The following is a 19,854-nucleotide window of genomic DNA, read 5'->3' as shown; positions in this document are numbered from 1 at the left end:
CGGCCCGTTGAAACTCTCCGGTGGAGCGTCGGGGGTGGAGGCCGACGCGCCGCTGTTAAGCCGGATATAGGGGGAATCACCCGCAGGTGCAAGTCACCCGCATTCCACCCGCGAAATGATATCATCTTCGCCATAGATCAGGTTCAGTCGGTTCGGCAGATAATCCATCGTCACCGCATCGTTCGGGCCGATGACGCGCATGGGCGCCGGGAAGGTCATCGCGGCCAAGACATCGCGGCTCTCGCCCACGAGGCTTTGCCAGCCGGACGCGCCACAGGCATCTGTTCCGCCAATGACAGTGGGATCGTTATCATCAACGTCTAGGCAGGCGGCGAGCGCTAGAAAAGGGATCGTCAAAAAGGCAAATCGCATCTGCTTAACTCCATTGCATCAGGCCCAAGATTGGAACAGGCTCATGCCGACACAAGACCCGAGAGAGGATTTATCATGCGCACCCGTGCCGCTGTCGCGCTCGAAGCTGGAAAACCGCTAGAGATTATGGAGGTGAACCTCGATGGCCCGAAAGCGGGCGAGGTTCTGGTCGAGATCAAAGCCACCGGCATTTGCCACACGGATGAGTTCACGCTCTCTGGCGCCGATCCCGAGGGTCTCTTTCCCGCGATCCTTGGCCATGAGGGTGCTGGCGTCGTGCTCGAAGTCGGCCCGGGGGTCACCAGCCTGGAGCCGGGCGATCATGTGATCCCGCTCTACACCGCCGAGTGTCGGGAATGCGAGTATTGCCTGCATCCCAAAACCAACCTCTGCCAATCGGTCCGTGCGACCCAAGGCCAGGGTGTGATGCCCGACGGCACCTCGCGCTTCTCGATGCTCGATGGCACGCCGATCCTGCACTACATGGGCTGTTCGACCTTCTCGAACCATACGGTTCTGCCCGTAGTCTCACTCGCCAAGGTCCGCAAGGACGCGCCGTTCGATAAGATTTGTTACATCGGTTGCGGTGTGACCACCGGCATTGGCGCGGTGATCTACACCGCCAAGGCCGAGATCGGCTGCCGGGCGATTGTCTTTGGCCTCGGCGGGATTGGGCTAAACGTGATCCAAGGCTTGCGTCTGGCTGGTGCGGATCAGATCGTCGGTGTCGATATCAATCCAGCCAAGGTCGAGATGGCGAAGAAATTCGGCATGACCGATTTCGTGAACCCCGCCGAGGTGAAGGGTGATCTGGTTGGCCATCTGGTGGAGCTGACCGGCGGCGGCGCGGACTACACCTTCGATGCGACCGGCAATGTGCAGGTGATGCGCACCGCGCTGGAAGCTTGCCACAAAGGGTGGGGCGAAAGCATCATCATTGGCGTCGCGCCAGCAGGTGCGGAGATCTCCACTCGGCCCTTCCAACTCGTCACAGGACGGAGCTGGCGCGGTACAGCCTTCGGCGGCGCGCGCGGGCGCACCGATGTGCCGGGGATCGTGGATTGGTACATGGACGGTAAGATCGAGATCGACCCGATGATCACCCACACGCTGACGCTGGACGAGATCAATAAAGGCTTCGATCTGATGCACGCAGGCGAGTCGATCCGGTCTGTGGTGGTCTATTGACGGTCACGATCCGGCGGCTCATCGAGGACGACAAACAGGCTCTATGGCGCATTTTAGAGCCTGTCTTTCGGGCGGGCGACAGCTATACAATTGATCCTGAGATCAGTCGCGAAGACGCATTGGCCTATTGGTGCGGTCCGAGTCACACGGTATTTGTCGCCGCGGATGAGACCGGACTCCTGGGCACCTACTATATCCGTCCGAACCAGGGCGGCGGTGGCGCTCATGTCTGCAATTGCGGGTATATCACGTCTCCCGCAGCACGCGGCAAAGGCGTTGCCCGCGCGATGTTGGCCCATTCGCTAGAAGAAGCCCCGCGCCAGGGTTATCGGGCGATGCAGTATAATTTCGTTGTTGCGACAAACACCCGCGCGATCGCGATTTGGGAGGCGGCCGGGTTCGATACGGTGGGCCGCCTGCCCGGCGCATTTCGCCACCCGGTGCATGGGTATGTTGATGCGCTGGTGATGTACAAACCTCTGATGCCGGATCTGTAAATGACCATCCGCGCAGCTCTCTTTACCCTTCTGTGGTCCACAACAGCGCTGGCAAATGAGGCCGCGACGGTTCTGTTTGTTTCTGGACCCTCCCGGCAGCTAAATTTCGCACAAGGGGATATTCTTGAACTCCACCTCTCCGAAAGCGGCGGCCAGGCGGAGGTGTTTGTCCGCCTGGGCGAGCCCGCGCGCGATGCTCTGGCCGATTTGACCCGCATGTCGGTCGGTCAGGTGATCGATATCGGCTTTTGTGATCACATCTTCACGTCGCCGGTTGTGCACGCACCAATCGACTCCGGAACAATTGTCATCACAGGCACGACTGTTCAACGCGCCGAAGCCTTGCGCGCACTCTGGCATGGTCGCACCGGATGCGACGAACTCGCACCAGAAATCTTTGAGTTGGAGGCTAGATAGTCGCCGGGCGGCGATACCGGGCGAGGAAGTTCTGTACTGCGTCTGTTGCGGCCTGATGTATTTCGGCTTCGTCGGGCACCTGGGCAACCCCCATAAGCCGCCGCAGCATCAGGTCACCGCGCAAAAGCTGCATGAATAGATCGGCAGCCTTCCGCGTGTCGTCGATATCCAGTTCAGCCTGCGCTTTTGGGCTTTCAAGATAGCTTGCAAGCTGCGCCATCGCCGTTTTCGGCCCAGTTTCGTAAAATGCGCAGCCCAGTTCGGGAACCGCTGCGCTTCGGCAACGCAGACCCGGAAAATCGCCAACCCGGCATCGGACAGCAGAAACGCCAGCATATGCGAGGCGATATGATACAACCCGTCCGCGACGGATTTCTGTTCGAACTCGATATCCATCGAAGCGCGTTCCTGGATATCGCATTCCATCCGCAAGACGGCGAGGAACAGATGCTGTTTGTCCGGGAAATAGCTGTAGAGCGTCGCCTTCGAGACGCCGGAATCGCGCGCGATCACATCAACACTTGCCCCTTCAAAGCCCTCACGCATGAAGACCTCGCGGGCACCTGCTATGACCTGATCATATTTGCGACCCTTCTTAATCTGGGGTTCTGCGTTCATGATAGCTCCGTCCACCAAGTGAAAGTGTAGACTGTTCTGTTTAGTTCAATCAAGAGCGCCGTTGTCGCGGAGCCCAGAAAACAAAGGCGGAGGCACCGAAATACGGCACCTCCGCCTCGGACCGACAGGGAGAGGTGTCAGCCGCCTTCGCCCGGCGGGTACAGTCCGGGCGGCGGTATCGCTCTCATGGGAGTCTTGAGCGATACCGGCTCTGTATCGCGGTTTAGAGCCGAGCATTGCGTCTGGGGGAACGAGGCTCTCCCAGCGATACATGCTAAAACTAAACTGTTCAGTCCGAATTTCAAGAGACAGCCGCGGCGGGCCTTCCTTTCCGTTGCGACAGCGGTTCGCTGGACAGTTTGCACGCAATCGACTAGCCCGCAGATATGGTCGAGATTTTCCTCAAGACTCTGCCGTTTTTCGCGCTGATCGGATTGGGGTTCCAGGCCGGGCGCACCGGGTTTTTCACCCCCGAAGCGACTGCCTATCTCACCAAATTCGTCTTCTACTTCGCGCTTTCCGCAATGCTGTTCCGGTTTTCGGCGAATCTGTCCCTCGCCGAGATCTTCGACTGGTGGTTTGTCGCCGCCTATCTCTGGGGCTGTTTCACCGTTTATCTGATCGCCACCGCCGTCGCGCTTTTCCGAAGGCGTGGCATCGAGGAGGCGGCGGTCGAGGCGCAATGCGCGGTGATCGGCAATACCGGCTTTCTCGGCGTGCCGATGTTGATCGTTCTCTTGGGCGAGGCCGCGGCGGGGCCTGTTTTGATGGTGCTGGCGCTCGATCTGGTCGTTTTCTCGAGCCTTATCGTGATCCTGATCACCGGCAGCCGCGATGGCCGTATGTCGCTTGGTATCTTGAAGACCGTCGGCATCGGCTTGCTCAAGAATCCGATGATCGTGTCGATGACCCTCGGCTTGCTCTGGTCCGCCTTCGCCTTGCCGATCCCCGAGGTGGCCAATGAGTTCCTGGCCATTCTTGGCGCCGCCGCCACGCCTGGCGCCCTCTTTGCCATTGGGGCCTCGCTGGCAGGCAAATCCGCCGAACGGCTCACTGTCGCGGGCTGGCTCACCTTCTGCAAACTGGTCTTACACCCGGCCGCCGTGGCCCTCGCGGCATTGGTCCTGTTCCCGGTGCCGATCTTTGATGCTGCGGTTATGATCGCTGCCGCGTCGCTGCCCGTCGCAGGCAATGTCTATATCCTGGCCCAGCATTACGGCGTTGCCCCGCATCGCGTCTCGGCCTCAATCCTGATTTCAACGGCCCTTAGCATCGTGACGGTGTCGGTTGTCATTGCTTGGGTGAGCGGCCTTGCAGGGATCACGCCAGGCTAAGCGCTGGACGCCTTGCGCCTGCCGCGCTACCCCTAGGTTCGGGCCAGATCACGGGGGAGCATCGCCATGGATACCGTCTCGGAAAACCGCTGTTTCGGGGGGACACAAGGTGTCTATACCCATGCGTCGAAAGCCACCGGAACCGAGATGACCTTTGGGCTGTTTCAGCCAGCCGAAGCCGAGGACGGCCCGGTGCCGGTGCTCTGGTATCTCTCGGGCCTGACCTGCACCCATGAGAACGCGATGGTGAAGGCGGGCGCGCAAGCTTGGGCCGCCGATCAAGGTATCGCGCTGGTTTTCCCAGACACCTCGCCGCGCGGTACCGGCGTGGCCGATGATGACGCCTATGATCTGGGCCAGGGCGCGGGTTTCTATGTGAATGCGACCCAAGATCCTTGGGCCGAGCATTTCCAGATGTGGGACTACATCACCGATGAGCTGCCCCGCGCGCTCTTCAAACGCTTTGCGCTCGATGAAGCCCGCCAAGGCATCACGGGCCATTCCATGGGCGGTCATGGCGCGCTGACGATTGCCATGAGCTTCCCCGACCGCTTTGCCTCCGTCTCCGCCTTCGCGCCGATCTGTAACCCGATCAGCAGCGATTGGGGGCAGAAGCAATTTCGAGCCTATCTCGGGGAAAACACCGCCCTTTGGGAGCCGCATGACGCCAGCTTCCTGATGCGAGAGCAGGGGTTCGCCGGTCCGGTTTTGATTGACACCGGCACGGCGGATCAATTTGGCGACTTGCTGAAAACCGAAGCCCTGGCTAGCGCCATCGCCGAACGTCGCCAACCCGCAACCCTGCGGATGCAGCCCGGCTACGATCACAGCTATTTCTTTGTCTCCAGCTTCATGGAGGATCACGTCGCCTTCCACGCCGAGGCGATGTACGAGGTGAGCGCATGACCATCGAGGCCGTCATATTTGACATCGGCAACGTGCTGATCGAATGGCAGCCGGAACGGTTCTACGATGCCGAGATTGGTGAGACCCGCCGCCGGGCGCTGTTCGATGCGGTTGATCTTCACGGGATGAATGAACGCCTCGATCTGGGCGAAGGATTCCGCGATGTGATCTACGAAACCGCCGAGGCCTACCCGGAATACGGTGCTGAGATTCGTATGTGGCATGACCGCTGGATCGAGCTTGCAAACCCGGTGATCCCGCATTCCGTCAAACTGCTTCGGGCGTTGCGAGCCAAAGGTATGCCGGTTTTTGCTCTGACGAATTTCGGCGTTGAGAGCTACGCCTACGCGCAAACAGAATTCGATTTTCTGAACGAGTTTGACCAGGAATTTGTGTCGGGTCGAATGCGGGTTACCAAGCCCAATCCGGCGATTTATCAGATGGTCGAAGAGCAGTCCGGCATCGCGCCGGAGCGCCTGCTGTTTGCTGATGACAGGCCGGACAATGTCGAGGTCGCGCGGTCGCGAGGTTGGAACGTGCATCAGTTTGAGAGTCCCGAGGGTTGGGCGCGGGTCCTGGTTGACCACAATCTCCTAACCGAAGTGGAGGCGGCTGCATGAGCCCGCGGATCATCGGAGATGATCTGGAAGCCAAGCTGGATTGGCGCGCTTTGGGGGAGGCTTTCGCTGCCGGCCACCTCCTGCCCCGGGCCGAAATCACCGACAGTTTCCTGTATCGCGGTGACGACACCTTGCTGTCGCGCGCGGCTTGGATTGATGGGCTGGGTGTTCTGGTCAAATCCGCGACCATCTTTCCGGGCAATACAGCGCAAGGAAAGCCCGCGATTGGTGGCTCGGTGTCGCTCTTCAACGATGGCGATGGCACGCTGGACGCGATCCTTGATTTTCATTTGGTCACCAAATGGAAGACCGCCGGAGATAGCGCCTTTGCCGCCAGCCGTTTGGCGCGCCGCGAAAGTCGCAACATCCTGATCGTTGGCGCGGGTACGGTGGGGCGCAATCTCCACGCCGCTTACAGCGCCTATTTCCCGGAGGCGGAATTCACCATCTGGAACCGCAGCCCGACGGGCGCTGCCCGCTTTGCCGAAGACTGCCCCGGCACACGCGTGGCACCCGACCTTGCCGAGGCTGTCAGTCGTGCCGACATCATCACCTCTGCCACGATGACAACCGAGCCGCTGATCCAAGGTGATTGGCTCCGCGCCGGGCAGCATCTTGACCTGATTGGGGCCTACCGCCCGGATATGCGTGAAGCCGATGACACGGCGCTAACTCGCGCGCGGATTTTTGTGGATAGCCGTGAGACGACCATCGGGCATATCGGTGAGTTGAAAGACCCCATCGCGCGTGGCGTGATCTCTGAGGCCGATGTCGTCGCCGACTATTATGACTTCTCCGATGGGCGCTTCGCGCGCCGGAGCGCTGATGAGATCACGCTGTTCAAGAACGGCGGCGGCGCGCATCTGGATCTGATGACCAGCGCCTATATCCTGTCCCAAGCCAGCGGGTCGCCATGATCTGGCTGCTCCTGCTTCTTGCGATGGGCCTTCTGGGCGGCTGGCTTCTGGCGCAATCGACCCAAACATCGCTCGCAGACGCACGCTCAACCGCGACGGGCCAGTTCGTGCAACTCTCCGATGGGCAGACGCATTTTGCTTGGCACGGGCCCGAACATGGGCGCGTGATGGTCTGCATCCACGGGCTCTCGTCGCCATCTTATGTTTGGGACGCGATGATCCCGCATCTGACGGCGCAAGGCTTCCGAGTGCTGACCTATGATCTCTATGGGCGTGGTTTGTCCGACCGGGTGCCTGGTCCCCAGACCCGGGAATTCTTCATGCGGCAGTTGCGCGACCTACTGGCCTCGCAAGGCATTGATCGCCCCGTGACGCTTTGCGGCTATTCCATGGGCGGTCGGATCGCAACGGCGCGGGCGGTCGAGGCACCTGACCAAGTGAGCCAGCTGATCCTGATCGCCAGCGCGGGGTTTCAGGCTGAGCTTGGCAGTTTGGCCTCGATCACCATCCGCTATCCAGTTTTGGGGGATTGGCTTCACGCGTTGCTTGGTCCGATCCTGATGAACTGGGATATGGCCCGCGCCAAACCCGCCGGCGCTGCGGCTGACGAGGTTGCGCGGCGTGTGCAAGCTGACTTGCGAATTGATGGGAGCATGGCTGCCATTCTGTCCAGCATGCGCAACCTACTCTCGGAAGAGGCCGCCGAAGATCACGCCTTGATCGCCAAATCGGGCCTTCCGGTTCTTGCGATTTGGGCGTCGGAAGATCAGGTGATCCCAATCACGTCCATGGGGCTTCTCGCGCGCAACAACCGCGCCGCACAGCAGGTCCAGATCGAGGGCGCTGATCACCGCCTGCCCTATAGCCACCCTGAGGCTGTGGCAGAGGCCATCGAAAACAGTCTCTAAGCGGCCAAACCGACAGCGCCACGATCTTTCAGAGGCACCTCTTTCACGGGCAGATGCACGATGGCTGACAACGCGCCGACCGCAACGCCAACCCACCAGACGGCGGTGTAATCGCCATAGATGTCATAGAGCCATCCGCCCAACCAGACGCCAAGAAAGCTGCCCAATTGGTGGCTGAAGAACACGATGCCATAAAGCGTGCCCATATGACGAAGCCCATAGATATAGCCCACCAGTCCCGAGGTGAGCGGCACCGTCGCCAGCCAAAGCGACCCCATGACCAGCGAAAACACGATGACGCTCAGCGGGGTGATAGGCAGCAGAATGAAAATCCCAGCCGCCAAAGTGCGGCCAACATAAATCCAGGCCAGCAAGTACTTTTTCGGGAACCTCTGCCCCAACCAACCGGCCAGGATGGTGCCCGCGATATTGGCAAACCCGATCAAGGCAATGGCCGCCGCGCCCAATGCCGACGTACTGGTGATCCCGACGGAATAGAGCATCGAGCCGGGCGCGATCGGGCCACACATCTCGGTCACGAAGGCCGGGAAATGCGCGGTGACGAAGCCCAGCTGATAGCCGCAGGAGAAGAAACCCACGAAGATCAATGTAAAGGACGGATCGCGAAACGCCTTGCCAAGAACCTGGCCAAGATTGTCTTCCAAAACGACCTTTTCTGCGAGTTTTGGCGCGCGCAGCATCGGCAGCGCGAGGAGTGCGGCCAGGATCATCCCGGCAAAGACCAGGAAGACGGATTGCCAGGGAATGAAAGCCATCAACCCCTCGGCCAGCGGCGGGCCAATGATCTGCCCGGCGGACCCAGCGGCGGTGACGATCCCGAGCGCCATGGAGCGGTTTTCATCGGATGCCGCTCGTCCCACAAGCGCCAAGATAACCCCGAACCCGGTGCCGGCGATGCCGAACCCGACAAGGATTTCAAGCAGTTGATGCTGCCCCGGTGTGATCGCATAGGCCGAGAACACCAAACCCGCAGCATAGAGCACGGCGCCCAGGACGATCGCTTTCCGGTCGCCAAACCGTTCTGCAATCGCGCCAAAGATCGGCTGCCCGACGCCCCAGGCGAGGTTCTGGATTGCGATGGCGAGGGAAAATTCGGCGCGGAGCCAGCCGAACTCGTCTGCAATCGGAATCTGGAAGACGCCGAAACTCGCCCGGATCGCGAAGCAGATCATGATGATGATGCAGCTGCCGATCAGAATGGGGGTGAACCGGGGGGCACGGCTGTCCATGAGTAAGCGCTCCGAGTGATGTCAGCGCAGAGTTACGGATAGATGAAATTAGGTCAAATCAGTTGTCCTTATGCGATCCGTCAGAATTTTTGACGTGTCCCGCATCACCTTGTTTTTGCTGGCACTCCTGCCCCAGTTCAGGCTAGGACTTGGCGTATGGGGCAGCATTTGACGGCCATTTATGACACCCGCGTCGGCGAGGGCTTGCTGCGCCCGGACCCTGAACAACGCGCTGTGCTCAGCCGGATGGAGGCGCTGCGCGAGCGGCTGGAAGCGCCGCGAAAGGCCAGCTTGTTTTCGCGGTTCCGCAAACCAGCGGAGAATGGGCCGATGGGTCTCTATCTCTGGGGCGGTGTCGGGCGGGGGAAGTCCATGTTGATGGACCTCTTTTACGCCCATGTCGCGATTTCCGAGAAGCGCCGGGTGCACTTTCACGCCTTCATGCAAGAGATCCAAGCAGCACTTCACGAGGCGCGGAAAACCGGCGTGGATGACGCCATCAAGCCAGTGGCCGAAGCGATTTCGCGGGATCTGCGATTGCTCTGTTTTGATGAGATGCAGATCACCGATATCGCCGATGCAATGATCGTTGGGCGCCTTTTCGAGAAGCTGTTTGAGGCAGGTGTGATTGTCGTGACGACCTCGAACCGGCATCCCACCGATCTCTATAAGGACGGGCTTAACCGTCAGCTATTCCTCCCATTTATCGCGCTCTTGGAAGAAAGGCTCGAGGTCGATCAACTCGATGCGATGACCGACTATCGGCAGGATCGACTGGCTGGTGAGCAGACCTATTTCACGCCGGTGAATGCAGAAGCGCGGCGAGCCATCGATATGATTTGGCGTGATCTCACCCAAGGAAAACACGAAGAACTGCTCCTCGAAGTGAAGGGCCGGGAGGTACATCTGCCGCAATATTGGGCCGGCATGGCGCGGGCCGGGTTTTGGGATCTTTGCGGCAAGCCGCTGGGTCCGGCGGACTATTTGGCCTTGGTGGGGGCGGTTAAGCTCTTGGTTCTGGAAGATGTTCCTTGCCTAGACAGCTCGAAATTCAATGAGGCCAAACGGTTCGTCACCCTGATCGACGCCCTCTATGAGGGGCATGTGCGGCTGATCATCTCGGCGGAGGCGGAACCCGAGAAACTCTATTTGGAGGGAGCGGGCAGCTTTGAGTTTGAGCGGACCGCCAGCCGTCTGCGCGAGATGCAAGGCGCGGATTGGGGCGAGGCGCGGGTAGAATAGGTTACAAAATTCCTGGAGCCCTCGGATTTTTGTAACCTATCCGACGTCTTGTTCCCCCCGTTCCGTACCGATAGGCGGCGCTTGGCCTTCGCCGATCGCAATTCGCGCTGCGGCGGAAATCACGAGGCGGCGTATCGCCTATCCGTTCTCCTGGAGAACGACCCCGGCCAGATAGAGCGATCCGCAGATCAGGACCCGGGCGTGCGGATCTTGCGCGAGAATGGTCTTGAGCGCTTGATCGACACTTTCGGCAGCATCGGCTTCGAGGCCGACAGAGGACGCGGCGGCAACGGTTTCGGCCGCGGAAAGCGTGGCGGTTTGGCCGGCTATGGTGACGCCTTGAAGGCTCTCCGCATGCTCCGCGAGGAGGGACATGAACCCTGCCACATCTTTCGTGTTCATCATCCCGCAGATCAGATGGGTCGGTCGCTTCGGAAGCTGCGTCAGCGTCGCGGCGATGGCGCGGGCGGCATGCGGGTTATGCCCGCCATCGAGCCAAATCTCTGCCTCGGGCGCCATATCGATCAGCGGACCATGGCGAAGGCGCTGCATCCGCGCGGGCCAGTCGGCCTTGCTGACAGCGGCTTCGGCGGCGGCCTCCCCAAGGCCCAAATGGCGCAGGACGGTGAGCGCGGCGCCTGCGTTTTGAATCTGATGCGCGCCGGCCAGATTGGGGAGCGGTAGATCGAGCAGTCCGGTTTCATCTTGGTAGACCAATCGCCCGCGTTCTTCCCAAACATGCCAATGCTGACCATAGGCCAAAAGTGGCGCGCCGAGTTTTGCAGCCTGGGCTTCGATCACCTCGAGCGCCTCGTCCTTCTGCGGGCCGACGACGCAAGGCACGCCGCGCTTGATGATCCCGGCCTTCTCGGCAGCGATCTTGCCAAGCGTGTCACCAAGGAATTGCTGATGGTCCAAGTCGACGGGCGTGATCACGGTTATCTCGGTGTGTCGATCACATTCGTGGCGTCCAGACGCCCGCCCAGCCCAACTTCAAGCAGGGTGTAGTCAGCTGAGGTTTCCGCAAAGGCGAGAAGTGCCGCCGCGGTGGTGATCTCGAAATAGGTGATCGGATCGGGACCGTTTGCCTCCAAACATGTGTCTAAAATGCGGGATAGGGTCTGTTCATCGATAAGCTGACCCGCCACGCGGATACGTTCATGGAAGCGGACCAGATGCGGTGATGTATAGGCATGAGTGGCCAAGCCCGCGCCCTCCAGCCCGGCGCGGATCATCGCTTGGGTCGAGCCTTTGCCATTGGTGCCCGCGATGTGGATCACCGGCGGCAGGCGCCGCTCAGGGTGATTGAGGGCGGCCAGAACGCGCCACATCCGATCGAGCGTCAGATCGATGATCTTCGGGTGAAGGGACATCATCCGTTCAAGGAGGATGTCGGACTGTGCCTCGGTCACGGCGCCTTCGGAGCCTCTGCTTCCGGCGCTTCTTCTGCCGTGGCGACCTCAGCGGTCTCCGCGCTTTCGGATTCCGGGGCGGGGAGGTCGCCGCGCACGGCCGGGGGCTGGCCCGTCAACATGCGGATGATGGTGATCAGCTCTTCGCGCATCTCTTTGCGATGGGTCACGCGGTCGAGCATGCCATGATCAAGCAGATATTCGGAGCGTTGGAATCCTTCGGGCAGGGTTTCGCGGATGGTTTGCTCAATCACCCGAGGGCCAGCAAAGCAGATCAGCGCGTTAGGTTCGGCAATCTGAATGTCGCCCAGCATGGCATAAGACGCGGTGACCCCGCCAGTCGTCGGATGGGTCAGCACGACGATATACGGCAATCCGGCCTCGCGCAGCATCTCGACCGCGACCGTGGTGCGGGGCATCTGCATCAGGCTCAGGATGCCTTCCTGCATGCGCGCGCCCCCTGCGGCGGAGAACAGCACCAGCGGCAGTTTGCGTTTCACCGCGCGCTCTGCGGCGGCGACAATTGCGTTGCCGACATACATGCCCATGGAGCCGCCCATGAAGGAAAAATCCTGCGCGGCGGCGACAATTGGGGTGCGCCCGATCTCGCCTTCAGCGACCAGCATCGCCTCGGCCTCGCCGGTGTTCTTCTGGGCGGTCTTCATCCGATCCGGATAACGTTTTTGATCGCGAAACTGCAGCGGGTCATTGAGCGGCTGCGGGACTTTAACCTCGGTGAAGATACCGTTGTCAAAAAGGGCGGTGAACCGATCGCGCGGTGTGATCGCCATATGGTGACCGCAATTGGTGCAGACGTTCAGGTTCTCGGCCAGTTCCCGGTGGAACAGCATGGTTCCGCATTCGTCGCATTTGGTCCACAGGTTCTCGGGCATCTCGCGACGCGAGAAGATCGAGTTGATCCGGGGACGGACGTAATTGGTGATCCAGTTCATGGGCGGTCCGGTACTCTATTCTGTCTTGGCCCAGATAGGCTGGACCGGCGGGAAATGCAATCGGCGCTCACCGGCTCAGCGCAAGGCGAATGACCAGCCAGACAAGTGCCGTAATGCCCATATCGCGCAGAATGAGCGGCCGCAAAACCTCCGCTGCATCAGGGCCAAAATCGGTGGTGTAGAGTGCGAGGCCCGAGAGCGGACCGTCGAGCGAGATCAGGAGGAGTGCAAAGACGTTGTTGGCGAAATGAAAGCCCCAAGCCGCGCCAATGCTGCCGGTTTTTGCGGTGAGATCGGCGGCGAAAAGGGCGAAAAGCCCTGTTGCAGCCACGATGAGCCAGGCGTTTTCCCCCATCGTAACAGGGTCATAATGGGCGATGGCAAAAAGAGCCGATGGCAGGACCATCCAGATAACTGGTGAGGCAAATCGGGCGGCAAGCTGCTGTTGCAGATAGCCGCGGAAGAGCACCTCTTCGGCACCGGTCTGGACCAAAACGCCGACCAGCGCCAACGGCAGGTAAGACAGCCAGAGAGTCGGCACGAGGTTCGGTTGTACCGCGACATTTGTCGGGATTAGCGCCGAGAGGCCAAAGATCGCGGCGGAGATCAGTCCAGCGATGAGAAATTGGCGCAGCGTCTTTTGGCGTGGACCAAAGAGGCTGATCACCGGCCGCTTGTGAAGCCAGCGCGCCGCAGCAAACGGGCCAAGGGCCATCCCCAAGAATGTGGCCAGCAAAAGCAGCGTGCTGGTTGGGCCGGTCGCCTGGCCCATGCGGACCAACCAAGCCTGCGCGCCATCAAGCCCGCTGGTCAGTGTTAGGAGGGCCAGGATCACCAAAAAGCAGGCGACATAGACCAAAGCCACAACCAAAAGGCCGAGTATCAGCCGCCAAAGCTGCGGAAAGGCGCGCGCGGGCGCCACGAAGGACTCGTGTGCCGAATACTGCATCAAAGAGAATCTGCCTGCTTTTATATTTTGTTGCACCATACCCTGAGGGAGGGGGAGGCGGCAATCACGCTTGTGCGCCTTTCTGCGCCCGTCTATTCCAGTGGGCAAGCCACGCATCGAGTAAGGGAGCCCGAGTTATGCTGAAAGGCAAGATGGATAAATCGAAACTGCCCAGTCGTTATGTGACCGAGGGGCCCGCGCGCGCACCGCATCGGTCGTATTTTTACGCGATGGGGTTAAGCGATGAGGAAATTCATCAGCCTTTTGTGGGGGTTGCCACCTGCTGGAACGAGGCCGCGCCGTGCAACATCTCGCTCAACCGGCAGGCGCAGGCGGTGAAGCTGGGCGTGAAACATGGCGACGGGACCCCGCGCGAGTTCACCACGATCACCGTGACGGACGGGATCGCCATGGGGCATGAGGGCATGCGCTCCTCGCTGGCCAGCCGCGATGCGATTGCAGATACGGTGGAATTGACCATGCGCGGGCATTGCTATGACGCGATTGTTGGTCTGGCCGGGTGCGACAAATCTCTGCCGGGCATGATGATGGCGATGGTGCGGCTGAATGTGCCGTCGGTGTTTATCTATGGTGGCTCGATTCTGCCGGGTCGGCTCGATGGCAAGGATGTGACGGTTCAGGATGTGTTTGAGGCTGTGGGTCAGCATCAGGCGGGCAATCTGAGCGATGAGGCGCTGCAAACGCTGGAACGCGTGGCTTGCCCCTCTGCTGGGGCCTGCGGCGGGCAGTTTACCGCGAACACGATGGCGTGCGTAAGCGAAGCGGTTGGTCTGGCGCTGCCCAACAGCTCCGGTGCACCCGCCCCGTATGAAAGCCGGGACCAATATGGCGTGGCCTCCGGTCAGGCGGTGATGCAGCTTTTGGAGAAGAACATTCGCGCCCGCGATGTAGTGACGTTGAAATCGCTGCAAAACGCCGCGCGTGTGGTGGCGTGCACGGGCGGTTCCACCAATGCCGGGCTGCATTTGCCGGCCATCGCCCATGAGGCAGGCATTGATTTCAATCTCGAAGATGTCTGCGACATTTTCCGTGACACACCTTACTTCGTCGATCTGAAACCGGGCGGTCAGTATGTCGCGAAAGACCTCTATGAGGTGGGCGGCGTGCCCGTGGTGATGAAGGAACTGCGCAAGGCGGGTCTGATCCATGAGGATTGCATCACGGCCACAGGACGCAGCATGGGCGAAGAACTGGACATGATCGAGCGCGAGGCGGACGGAAAGGTGATCTATCCGATCGAAACGCCACTGACCCCCACTGGTGGTGTTGTCGGGCTGAAGGGCAATCTGGCGCCGGAAGGCGCGATTGTGAAGGTCGCCGGGATGGCCGAAGAGCAGCAGGTCTTCACCGGCCCGGCCCGGGTGTTCGAATGCGAAGAAGACGCGTTCGAGGCGGTGCAGAAGCGCGGCTATGAAGCCGGCGACGTGATCGTGATCCGCAACGAGGGTCCTGCAGGCGGGCCAGGTATGCGCGAGATGTTGGCCACCACAGCGGCGCTTTCCGGCCAGGGTATGGGCAAGAAAGTGGCGCTGATCACCGATGGTCGGTTCTCGGGTGCAACACGCGGCTTCTGCGTTGGCCATGTGGGGCCGGAGGCGGCGCATGGCGGCCCGATTGGGATGCTCAAAGATGGCGACATGATCACCATTGATGCGATCAAGGGCGAGATCAGCGTGGCGCTCACCGATGATGAGTTGGAAGCGCGGAAGGCCGATTGGAAAGGCCCGCGCGAGACCATCTACGCCACCGGCGCGCTTTGGAAATACGCGCAACTGGTCGGCTCGGCGCAGTTTGGTGCCGTCACGCATCCCGGCGCCAAAGAGGAGAAGCATGTCTATATGGACATCTAAACCGCTTCTTTTGGCGGGGGCATTGGCGCTTTCGGCCTGCGGCGGAATAGGACCCTTCACTGGGGACAATACAATGCCCGCGCCGAGCCAGATCGTAGTGACCAGCGACCAGATCGTCGTTGCCGGGCCGACGGGTTATTGCGTCGATCCGACGGCCACACGGGATCGGGGCGAGACGGCGTTTGTTCTGATGGGCAATTGCGCGGCGATCTCAAACTCGCGCCGTGCGGTGCAGCCTGAGGTTCCGGCTGTCTTGACCGCGTCGATTTCGGAAGCGTCCGGTGACGGCAGTCTGCGGGAGTCGATACCGGGACTGGATGCGTTCTTTCGCTCGGAAGATGGGCGAAGCCTTCTCAGTCGCAGTCAGGACTCGGCCTCCGTCACCGTGTTGGACAGTTTCCACCAAGGCGACGTCTATTTCCTGCACGCCCGTGACAGCAGCGAGGGGATCGTCGATGGCGTCGGGCCGGATTATTGGCGGGCCTATATGGATGTGGGGCCACGGATCGCAACGCTGAGCGTCTTGGGCTTGGAAGGCCAGGAGATGAGCGACGAGACCAGCCTGACGACTTTGCGGGCCTTTGTGACGTCGGTCACCGGCGCCAATAGCGGTGATGCCGTGGATTCGGTTGCGCCGCCAGTCGCGCCACCACCACCGGCCGCTCGGCCCGCGGCGCCCTCTGGCCCGCTCTGGAATATTGGGTTGTTTCGGCGGATACTCGGCTAACCTGCATCGTGTAAACGCACGAGGCAGGCTCTAAGGGGAGGGGCAAACATGGCGGTACAGGGGTTCAGTTTTTGGGAGCGGCGTAGTTTGACGCGGGCCCTGAAACGCTGGGCTGAAATCGCCGAGGGTGCTGAGCGGATCCCACCGGCTGAGTTGCGCGCCTTGCAAGGACGCTTGGCGGGGATGCGCCACAAATTGGACAATGCCCGCATCGCCGCTGACGCCGCTTTGCTTGCCGCGGCCCCGGGCAATGACGACATAGAGCGACCCGAGCAGTGCGATTGGGCCTTTCGCCCGGCGCTGTGGCGCGCGCCGATTGCGCCGTTCGGTGCGGTTGCCGTGCCGTCCCCGACCGATCTCGGCGGTGGTGTGAAGCTGTTCCACGACGCCAAACAATCCGAGTTGTCCTATCGCCAGGTTCGAAATACCCGGAGTGATATCCCCTCACCCTATGGTTTGATGTTGGATGTCTATCGCTTCGACGGCTCATTCTTATCGCTGGCGCAGGATATGCCGAGCGACGCCGTGGTCGGCTTGACGCGCGGCCATTATCTGACCGTCAGCTTGCGCACGGCCTTGGAAAGCCCTTTGGAGATCTATGCCCGGTTGAATGTGCAGCACGGGCCCAATTGCGAACAGATCGTGCGCCAGTTTGATTTTGATGGAGACAAGGCCGTGGCTGAGTTTGATCTGGCCTATAGCAAGATCAACGAAAAACGGTTGGAGAAAATGTGGTTGGATCTGATTTTCGAGGGGCCGCAGATGAATCAGGTGACGCTGTGGGATATGACCCTCGTTCGGGCACCACGAGCCGATTTGTAAGGGGACGACGCCGATGGGGATGACACTGACACGGACCCGGCTGCAAGGCGGGCGCTATGAAGGGGTTCTGACAGCAGACGATATGCCGCCGGTGATCGAAGCCGTACATATGGAACGGATCATCGGAACAGCCGATGTAAGTCCGAGTACGGGGAAGAACCGTTTTCAGGTCGGCTTCGACCTGCCCGCCTCCGTCGTGAGCGATGGGGTGCAGGTGGTCAGCCTGCGCAGCGCAAGCGATGGCGAGGTTTTGGATCGGATCACGCTGTTGGCGGGGGCGGCTTTGGACGAGGATTTGCGGGCCGAGATTGCGTTGATGCGCGACGAGTTGGATTTGTTGAAACGGGCGTTTCGGCGGCATTGCACCGAGACCGGCGAAGACTGAAAACTCGGTTTAACCAAGCGGGCGTCGCGCGCAATTTCCAAACAAGCGACCGTCCGACTGACGCCGCGTTGAGCGTGACAGGCGCGCGCAGGCGGGGTTAGGTGCTGGCCAGGAGGATTTTCCCATGGCACACGCGCTTTATCCGCATCTTTTGGCTCCACTCGATCTTGGGTTCACCACATTAAAGAACCGGGTGCTGATGGGCTCGATGCATACCGGCCTGGAAGAGACCAAAGACTGGCCGCGTGTGGCGGAGTTTTATGCCGAGCGGGCGCGGGGCGGTGTCGCTTTGATTGTGACCGGAGGCATGGCGCCCAACCCCGAGGGTGGCGTCTTTCCAGGCGCGGCGGGGCTTTATACCGCGGAAGACATCCGCAATCACCGCGTTGTCACCGATGCCGTGCATGAGGCCGATGGCAAGATCGCGATGCAGATCCTGCATGCAGGGCGCTATGCGTATTCACCCGACTGCGTTGCGCCCTCGCCGGTAAAGTCCCCGATTTCGCCCTTTCCACCGAAAGAGCTGGACGAGGCCGGCATCGAGAAGCAGATCGCCGATATCACCACCGCTGCGGTTCGGGCGCAGGAGGCGGGCTATGATGGTGTCGAGATCATGGGCAGCGAAGGGTACTTCCTGAACCAGTTCCTTGTGACCCATACCAACAAACGCAAGGATCGGTGGGGCGGCTCCTACGAGAACCGGATGCGTTTGCCCGTGGAGGTCGTGCGCCGGGTGCGAAAGGCGGTTGGAGTCGATTTTATCATCATCTACCGGCTGAGCATGATCGACCTGATCCCTAACGGGTCGACCTTTGAGGAGGTGGTTGAACTGGCGCAAGCGATCGAAGCTGCGGGCGCGACGATCATTAACACCGGGATCGGCTGGCACGAGGCGCGGATTCCGACGATTGCCACAAGTGTGCCGCGCAAAGGGTTCGCCTGGGTCACCAAGAAACTGATGGGTAAGGTCGGCATTCCGCTGATCACGTCGAACCGGATCAATATGCCCGATGTGGCCGAAGAGGTCCTGGCCGAAGGCGCCGCCGATATGGTCTCCATGGCGCGGCCGTTTTTGGCGGATGCAGAGTTTGTCGCAAAGGCCGAAGCGGGCAAGGCGGATGAGATCGCGCCCTGTATCGCCTGCAACCAGGCCTGTCTGGATCACACATTCAGCGGCAAGCTGACGAGTTGTCTGGTCAACCCGCGCGCCTGTCATGAGACTGTGCTGCGCTATGAGCCGGTTGAAACCGCGAAACAGATCGCGATTGTGGGGGCCGGGGCTGCCGGCTTGGCCACAGCAATGGTGGCGGCGGAACGGGGGCACCAAGTGGTGGTGTTCGACAAGGCCGATCAAATTGGTGGCCAGTTGAACATGGCAAAAGAGATCCCGGGGAAAGAGGAATTCAAGGGTCTAGCCCTATGGTTCGAGACGACGATGAACAAACGCGCCATTGATCTTCGGTTGGGCGCCGCGCCATCCGTTGAGGACCTCACCGGATTTGATGAGGTGGTTGTCGCAACCGGTGTGAAGCCGCGCGATCCGGGCATTCCTGGGCAGGATGGGCCAAACGTGTTGAGCTATGTGGATGTGCTGGCCGGGAAAGCGCCTGTTGGACGGCGAGTGGCGATTATCGGGGCCGGTGGCATCGGTTTCGATGTGGCCGAATATCTGGTCCACGAAGGCGAAAGCCCAACCGAAGCCCCCGCGCTTTGGCGCAAAGAATGGGGTGTCAGCGACCCCGAGACGGATCGTGGCGGGCTGGCGCCAGAAGGACCACGCCCGGAGCCTGCGGCCCGTGAGGTCACGCTGTTGCAGCGAAAGGCCGAGAAGCCGGGTAAGCGTTTGGGCAAAACGACTGGTTGGATTCACCGCGCTGCGTTGAAAATGAAAGACGTTAAGATGGTCACCGGCGTGCATTATGAGCGCATCGATGCAGATGGGCTGCATGTGAGCTTTGGCGAGGCGCGCGAAAACCCAACCCTGATCGCGGTCGACACGGTTGTGCTGTGTTCAGGTCAGGAGGTGGAGCGGAGCCTCGCCGATGATCTGGAGGCGGCTGGCATCACCCCGCACGTGATTGGCGGCGCGGATGTGGCGGCAGAGCTGGACGCGAAACGGGCGATTGATCAAGGCGCGCGATTGGCCGCGGCGCTTTAGGCGATCAACTTACCGAGCTTCATCGCCACGCCCATATCGCCGGACACTTTCAGCTTGCCCATCATCACCCCGGTCATCGGGTTGAGCTTGCCGGTGAGTAGTTTGGTCAAGTTGTCCTTCGAGATGGCGATGGTGCAATCAGCGTCTTGGTTTTCTGTCGTGGCCCGCCCATTGCTCAGCACGAGCACACCGTCTGACCCGCAATCGAACTTCAACGACCCGTCGAAGCTTTTGCCGGTGAGTCCGTCTTGAATGCGATCTGCCATCTGTTGCAACGCCATCTGTATCTCCGAAAAATGAAAGGCCCG

At 60.6% G+C, this 19,854-nt stretch carries 19 protein-coding genes and 2 pseudogenes; 14 read left to right on the top strand and 7 right to left on the bottom strand.

Annotated features, from left to right (window positions below; all coding sequences use genetic code 11):
- Positions 1–93: 93 nt before the first annotated feature.
- Complete coding sequence (locus tag QTA57_RS04765; RefSeq protein WP_290153936.1) at positions 94–372, bottom strand: I78 family peptidase inhibitor; 279 nt, start codon at positions 370–372, stop codon at positions 94–96.
- A gap of 75 nt (positions 373–447) precedes the next feature.
- Here QTA57_RS04765 and QTA57_RS04760 point away from each other — a divergent pair, with 75 nt between their 5' ends.
- Genes QTA57_RS04760 through QTA57_RS04750 form a run of 3 tightly spaced genes read left to right on the top strand, consistent with a single transcriptional unit; the run spans position 448 to position 2,474 of the window.
- Positions 448–1,560: an S-(hydroxymethyl)glutathione dehydrogenase/class III alcohol dehydrogenase gene (locus QTA57_RS04760; protein ID WP_290153935.1), complete on the top strand. Its 1,113-nt coding sequence runs from the start codon at positions 448–450 to the stop codon at positions 1,558–1,560.
- Positions 1,557–2,057 (top strand): GNAT family N-acetyltransferase, encoded by a 501-nt coding sequence (locus QTA57_RS04755; protein WP_290153934.1) that lies wholly within the window; start codon positions 1,557–1,559, stop codon positions 2,055–2,057. The genes QTA57_RS04760 and QTA57_RS04755 overlap by 4 nt, the downstream gene beginning before the upstream one ends.
- Entirely contained in the window at positions 2,058–2,474 is a 417-nt protein-coding gene (locus QTA57_RS04750) for a SecDF P1 head subdomain-containing protein (RefSeq protein ID WP_290153933.1), read from the top strand. It begins immediately after the preceding gene.
- Here QTA57_RS04750 and QTA57_RS04745 read toward each other — a convergent pair.
- Positions 2,467–3,020 (bottom strand): annotated as a pseudogene (locus tag QTA57_RS04745) (TetR/AcrR family transcriptional regulator). The gene QTA57_RS04750 and the pseudogene QTA57_RS04745 overlap by 8 nt on opposite strands.
- Before the next feature lie 458 nt (positions 3,021–3,478).
- Between QTA57_RS04745 and QTA57_RS04740 the strand changes: the two are divergent.
- The 5 genes from QTA57_RS04740 (at position 3,479) to QTA57_RS04720 (ending at position 7,777) form a co-directional block, all read left to right on the top strand.
- Positions 3,479–4,426 carry an AEC family transporter gene (locus QTA57_RS04740; protein WP_290153932.1) on the top strand — a complete coding sequence of 316 codons (948 nt, stop codon included), beginning with the start codon at positions 3,479–3,481 and terminating at the stop codon, positions 4,424–4,426.
- A 66-nt stretch (positions 4,427–4,492) separates the two neighbouring features.
- Positions 4,493–5,332: an S-formylglutathione hydrolase gene (gene fghA / locus QTA57_RS04735; RefSeq protein WP_290153931.1), complete on the top strand. Its 840-nt coding sequence runs from the start codon at positions 4,493–4,495 to the stop codon at positions 5,330–5,332.
- Positions 5,329–5,952, top strand: a complete 624-nt coding sequence (locus tag QTA57_RS04730) for an HAD family hydrolase (protein ID WP_171559062.1) — start codon at positions 5,329–5,331, stop codon at positions 5,950–5,952. Before fghA ends, QTA57_RS04730 begins: the two co-directional genes overlap by 4 nt.
- The gene (locus tag QTA57_RS04725; protein ID WP_290153930.1) at positions 5,949–6,869 is read left to right on the top strand and encodes an ornithine cyclodeaminase family protein; all 921 of its coding nucleotides are present in this window, start codon (positions 5,949–5,951) and stop codon (positions 6,867–6,869) included. The genes QTA57_RS04730 and QTA57_RS04725 overlap by 4 nt, the downstream gene beginning before the upstream one ends.
- A complete protein-coding gene (locus tag QTA57_RS04720; RefSeq protein WP_290153929.1) occupies positions 6,866–7,777 on the top strand; it encodes an alpha/beta fold hydrolase in 912 nt (303 codons plus the stop codon). The genes QTA57_RS04725 and QTA57_RS04720 overlap by 4 nt, the downstream gene beginning before the upstream one ends.
- Here the strand turns inward: QTA57_RS04720 and QTA57_RS04715 are convergent.
- A complete protein-coding gene (locus QTA57_RS04715) occupies positions 7,774–9,027 on the bottom strand; it encodes an MFS transporter (protein WP_290153928.1) in 1,254 nt (417 codons plus the stop codon). The two genes, QTA57_RS04720 and QTA57_RS04715, sit on opposite strands and share 4 nt — an antisense overlap.
- A 156-nt stretch (positions 9,028–9,183) precedes the next feature.
- Between QTA57_RS04715 and zapE the strand changes: the two genes are divergently transcribed.
- Positions 9,184–10,269 (top strand): cell division protein ZapE, encoded by a 1,086-nt coding sequence (gene zapE, locus QTA57_RS04710; protein WP_290153927.1) that lies wholly within the window; start codon positions 9,184–9,186, stop codon positions 10,267–10,269.
- A 138-nt stretch (positions 10,270–10,407) separates the two neighbouring features.
- On the opposite strand, the pseudogene QTA57_RS04705 reads toward zapE, so the two are convergent.
- The 3 genes and pseudogenes from QTA57_RS04705 to QTA57_RS04695 form a co-directional block, all read right to left on the bottom strand.
- Positions 10,408–11,681 (bottom strand): annotated as a pseudogene (locus QTA57_RS04705) (bifunctional folylpolyglutamate synthase/dihydrofolate synthase).
- Positions 11,678–12,634, bottom strand: coding sequence for an acetyl-CoA carboxylase, carboxyltransferase subunit beta (accD, locus tag QTA57_RS04700; RefSeq protein WP_290153926.1), 957 nt, complete (start codon positions 12,632–12,634; stop codon positions 11,678–11,680). Before accD ends, QTA57_RS04705 begins: the two are co-directional and overlap by 4 nt.
- A 67-nt stretch (positions 12,635–12,701) precedes the next feature.
- Positions 12,702–13,556 (bottom strand): CPBP family intramembrane glutamic endopeptidase, encoded by an 855-nt coding sequence (locus QTA57_RS04695; RefSeq protein WP_290153925.1) that lies wholly within the window; start codon positions 13,554–13,556, stop codon positions 12,702–12,704.
- A gap of 164 nt (positions 13,557–13,720) precedes the next feature.
- Here QTA57_RS04695 and ilvD point away from each other — a divergent pair, with 164 nt between their 5' ends.
- The 5 genes from ilvD (at position 13,721) to QTA57_RS04670 (ending at position 19,546) form a co-directional block, all read left to right on the top strand.
- The gene (ilvD, locus tag QTA57_RS04690) at positions 13,721–15,454 is read left to right on the top strand and encodes a dihydroxy-acid dehydratase (RefSeq protein ID WP_290153924.1); all 1,734 of its coding nucleotides are present in this window, start codon (positions 13,721–13,723) and stop codon (positions 15,452–15,454) included.
- Between the two features lie 73 nt (positions 15,455–15,527).
- A complete protein-coding gene (locus QTA57_RS04685) occupies positions 15,528–16,181 on the top strand; it encodes a hypothetical protein (RefSeq protein WP_290153923.1) in 654 nt (217 codons plus the stop codon).
- A 48-nt stretch (positions 16,182–16,229) separates the two neighbouring features.
- A complete protein-coding gene (locus tag QTA57_RS04680; protein ID WP_290153922.1) occupies positions 16,230–17,003 on the top strand; it encodes a DUF6478 family protein in 774 nt (257 codons plus the stop codon).
- A 13-nt stretch (positions 17,004–17,016) separates the two neighbouring features.
- Positions 17,017–17,388 carry a hypothetical protein gene (locus QTA57_RS04675; RefSeq protein WP_290153921.1) on the top strand — a complete coding sequence of 124 codons (372 nt, stop codon included), beginning with the start codon at positions 17,017–17,019 and terminating at the stop codon, positions 17,386–17,388.
- A gap of 124 nt (positions 17,389–17,512) precedes the next feature.
- A complete protein-coding gene (locus QTA57_RS04670) occupies positions 17,513–19,546 on the top strand; it encodes an NADPH-dependent 2,4-dienoyl-CoA reductase (protein WP_290153920.1) in 2,034 nt (677 codons plus the stop codon).
- Here the strand turns inward: QTA57_RS04670 and QTA57_RS04665 are convergent.
- Positions 19,543–19,827: an SCP2 sterol-binding domain-containing protein gene (locus QTA57_RS04665; RefSeq protein ID WP_290153919.1), complete on the bottom strand. Its 285-nt coding sequence runs from the start codon at positions 19,825–19,827 to the stop codon at positions 19,543–19,545. The genes QTA57_RS04670 and QTA57_RS04665 overlap by 4 nt on opposite strands.
- Positions 19,828–19,854: the final 27 nt, after the last annotated feature.

Source organism: Fontisubflavum oceani, assembly GCF_030407165.1.
GTDB lineage: Bacteria > Pseudomonadota > Alphaproteobacteria > Rhodobacterales > Rhodobacteraceae > Rhodophyticola > Rhodophyticola oceani.
This window is presented reverse-complemented; position numbering and strand designations above follow the sequence as displayed.

Bases quoted from the DNA above. Each gene is read 5' to 3' on its own strand.
- QTA57_RS04765 (WP_290153936.1), bottom strand. From the start codon at position 372: ATGCGATTTGCCTTTTTGACGATCCCTTTTCTAGCGCTCGCCGCCTGC.
- QTA57_RS04760 (WP_290153935.1), top strand. From the start codon at position 448: ATGCGCACCCGTGCCGCTGTCGCGCTCGAAGCTGGAAAACCGCTAGAG.
- QTA57_RS04750 (WP_290153933.1), top strand. From the start codon at position 2,058: ATGACCATCCGCGCAGCTCTCTTTACCCTTCTGTGGTCCACAACAGCG.
- QTA57_RS04740 (WP_290153932.1), top strand. From the start codon at position 3,479: ATGGTCGAGATTTTCCTCAAGACTCTGCCGTTTTTCGCGCTGATCGGA.
- fghA (WP_290153931.1), top strand. From the start codon at position 4,493: ATGGATACCGTCTCGGAAAACCGCTGTTTCGGGGGGACACAAGGTGTC.
- QTA57_RS04730 (WP_171559062.1), top strand. From the start codon at position 5,329: ATGACCATCGAGGCCGTCATATTTGACATCGGCAACGTGCTGATCGAA.
- QTA57_RS04725 (WP_290153930.1), top strand. From the start codon at position 5,949: ATGAGCCCGCGGATCATCGGAGATGATCTGGAAGCCAAGCTGGATTGG.
- QTA57_RS04720 (WP_290153929.1), top strand. From the start codon at position 6,866: ATGATCTGGCTGCTCCTGCTTCTTGCGATGGGCCTTCTGGGCGGCTGG.
- QTA57_RS04715 (WP_290153928.1), bottom strand. From the start codon at position 9,027: ATGGACAGCCGTGCCCCCCGGTTCACCCCCATTCTGATCGGCAGCTGC.
- zapE (WP_290153927.1), top strand. From the start codon at position 9,184: ATGGGGCAGCATTTGACGGCCATTTATGACACCCGCGTCGGCGAGGGC.
- accD (WP_290153926.1), bottom strand. From the start codon at position 12,634: ATGAACTGGATCACCAATTACGTCCGTCCCCGGATCAACTCGATCTTC.
- ilvD (WP_290153924.1), top strand. From the start codon at position 13,721: ATGCTGAAAGGCAAGATGGATAAATCGAAACTGCCCAGTCGTTATGTG.
- QTA57_RS04685 (WP_290153923.1), top strand. From the start codon at position 15,528: ATGCCCGCGCCGAGCCAGATCGTAGTGACCAGCGACCAGATCGTCGTT.
- QTA57_RS04680 (WP_290153922.1), top strand. From the start codon at position 16,230: ATGGCGGTACAGGGGTTCAGTTTTTGGGAGCGGCGTAGTTTGACGCGG.
- QTA57_RS04675 (WP_290153921.1), top strand. From the start codon at position 17,017: ATGGGGATGACACTGACACGGACCCGGCTGCAAGGCGGGCGCTATGAA.
- QTA57_RS04670 (WP_290153920.1), top strand. From the start codon at position 17,513: ATGGCACACGCGCTTTATCCGCATCTTTTGGCTCCACTCGATCTTGGG.
- QTA57_RS04665 (WP_290153919.1), bottom strand. From the start codon at position 19,827: ATGGCGTTGCAACAGATGGCAGATCGCATTCAAGACGGACTCACCGGC.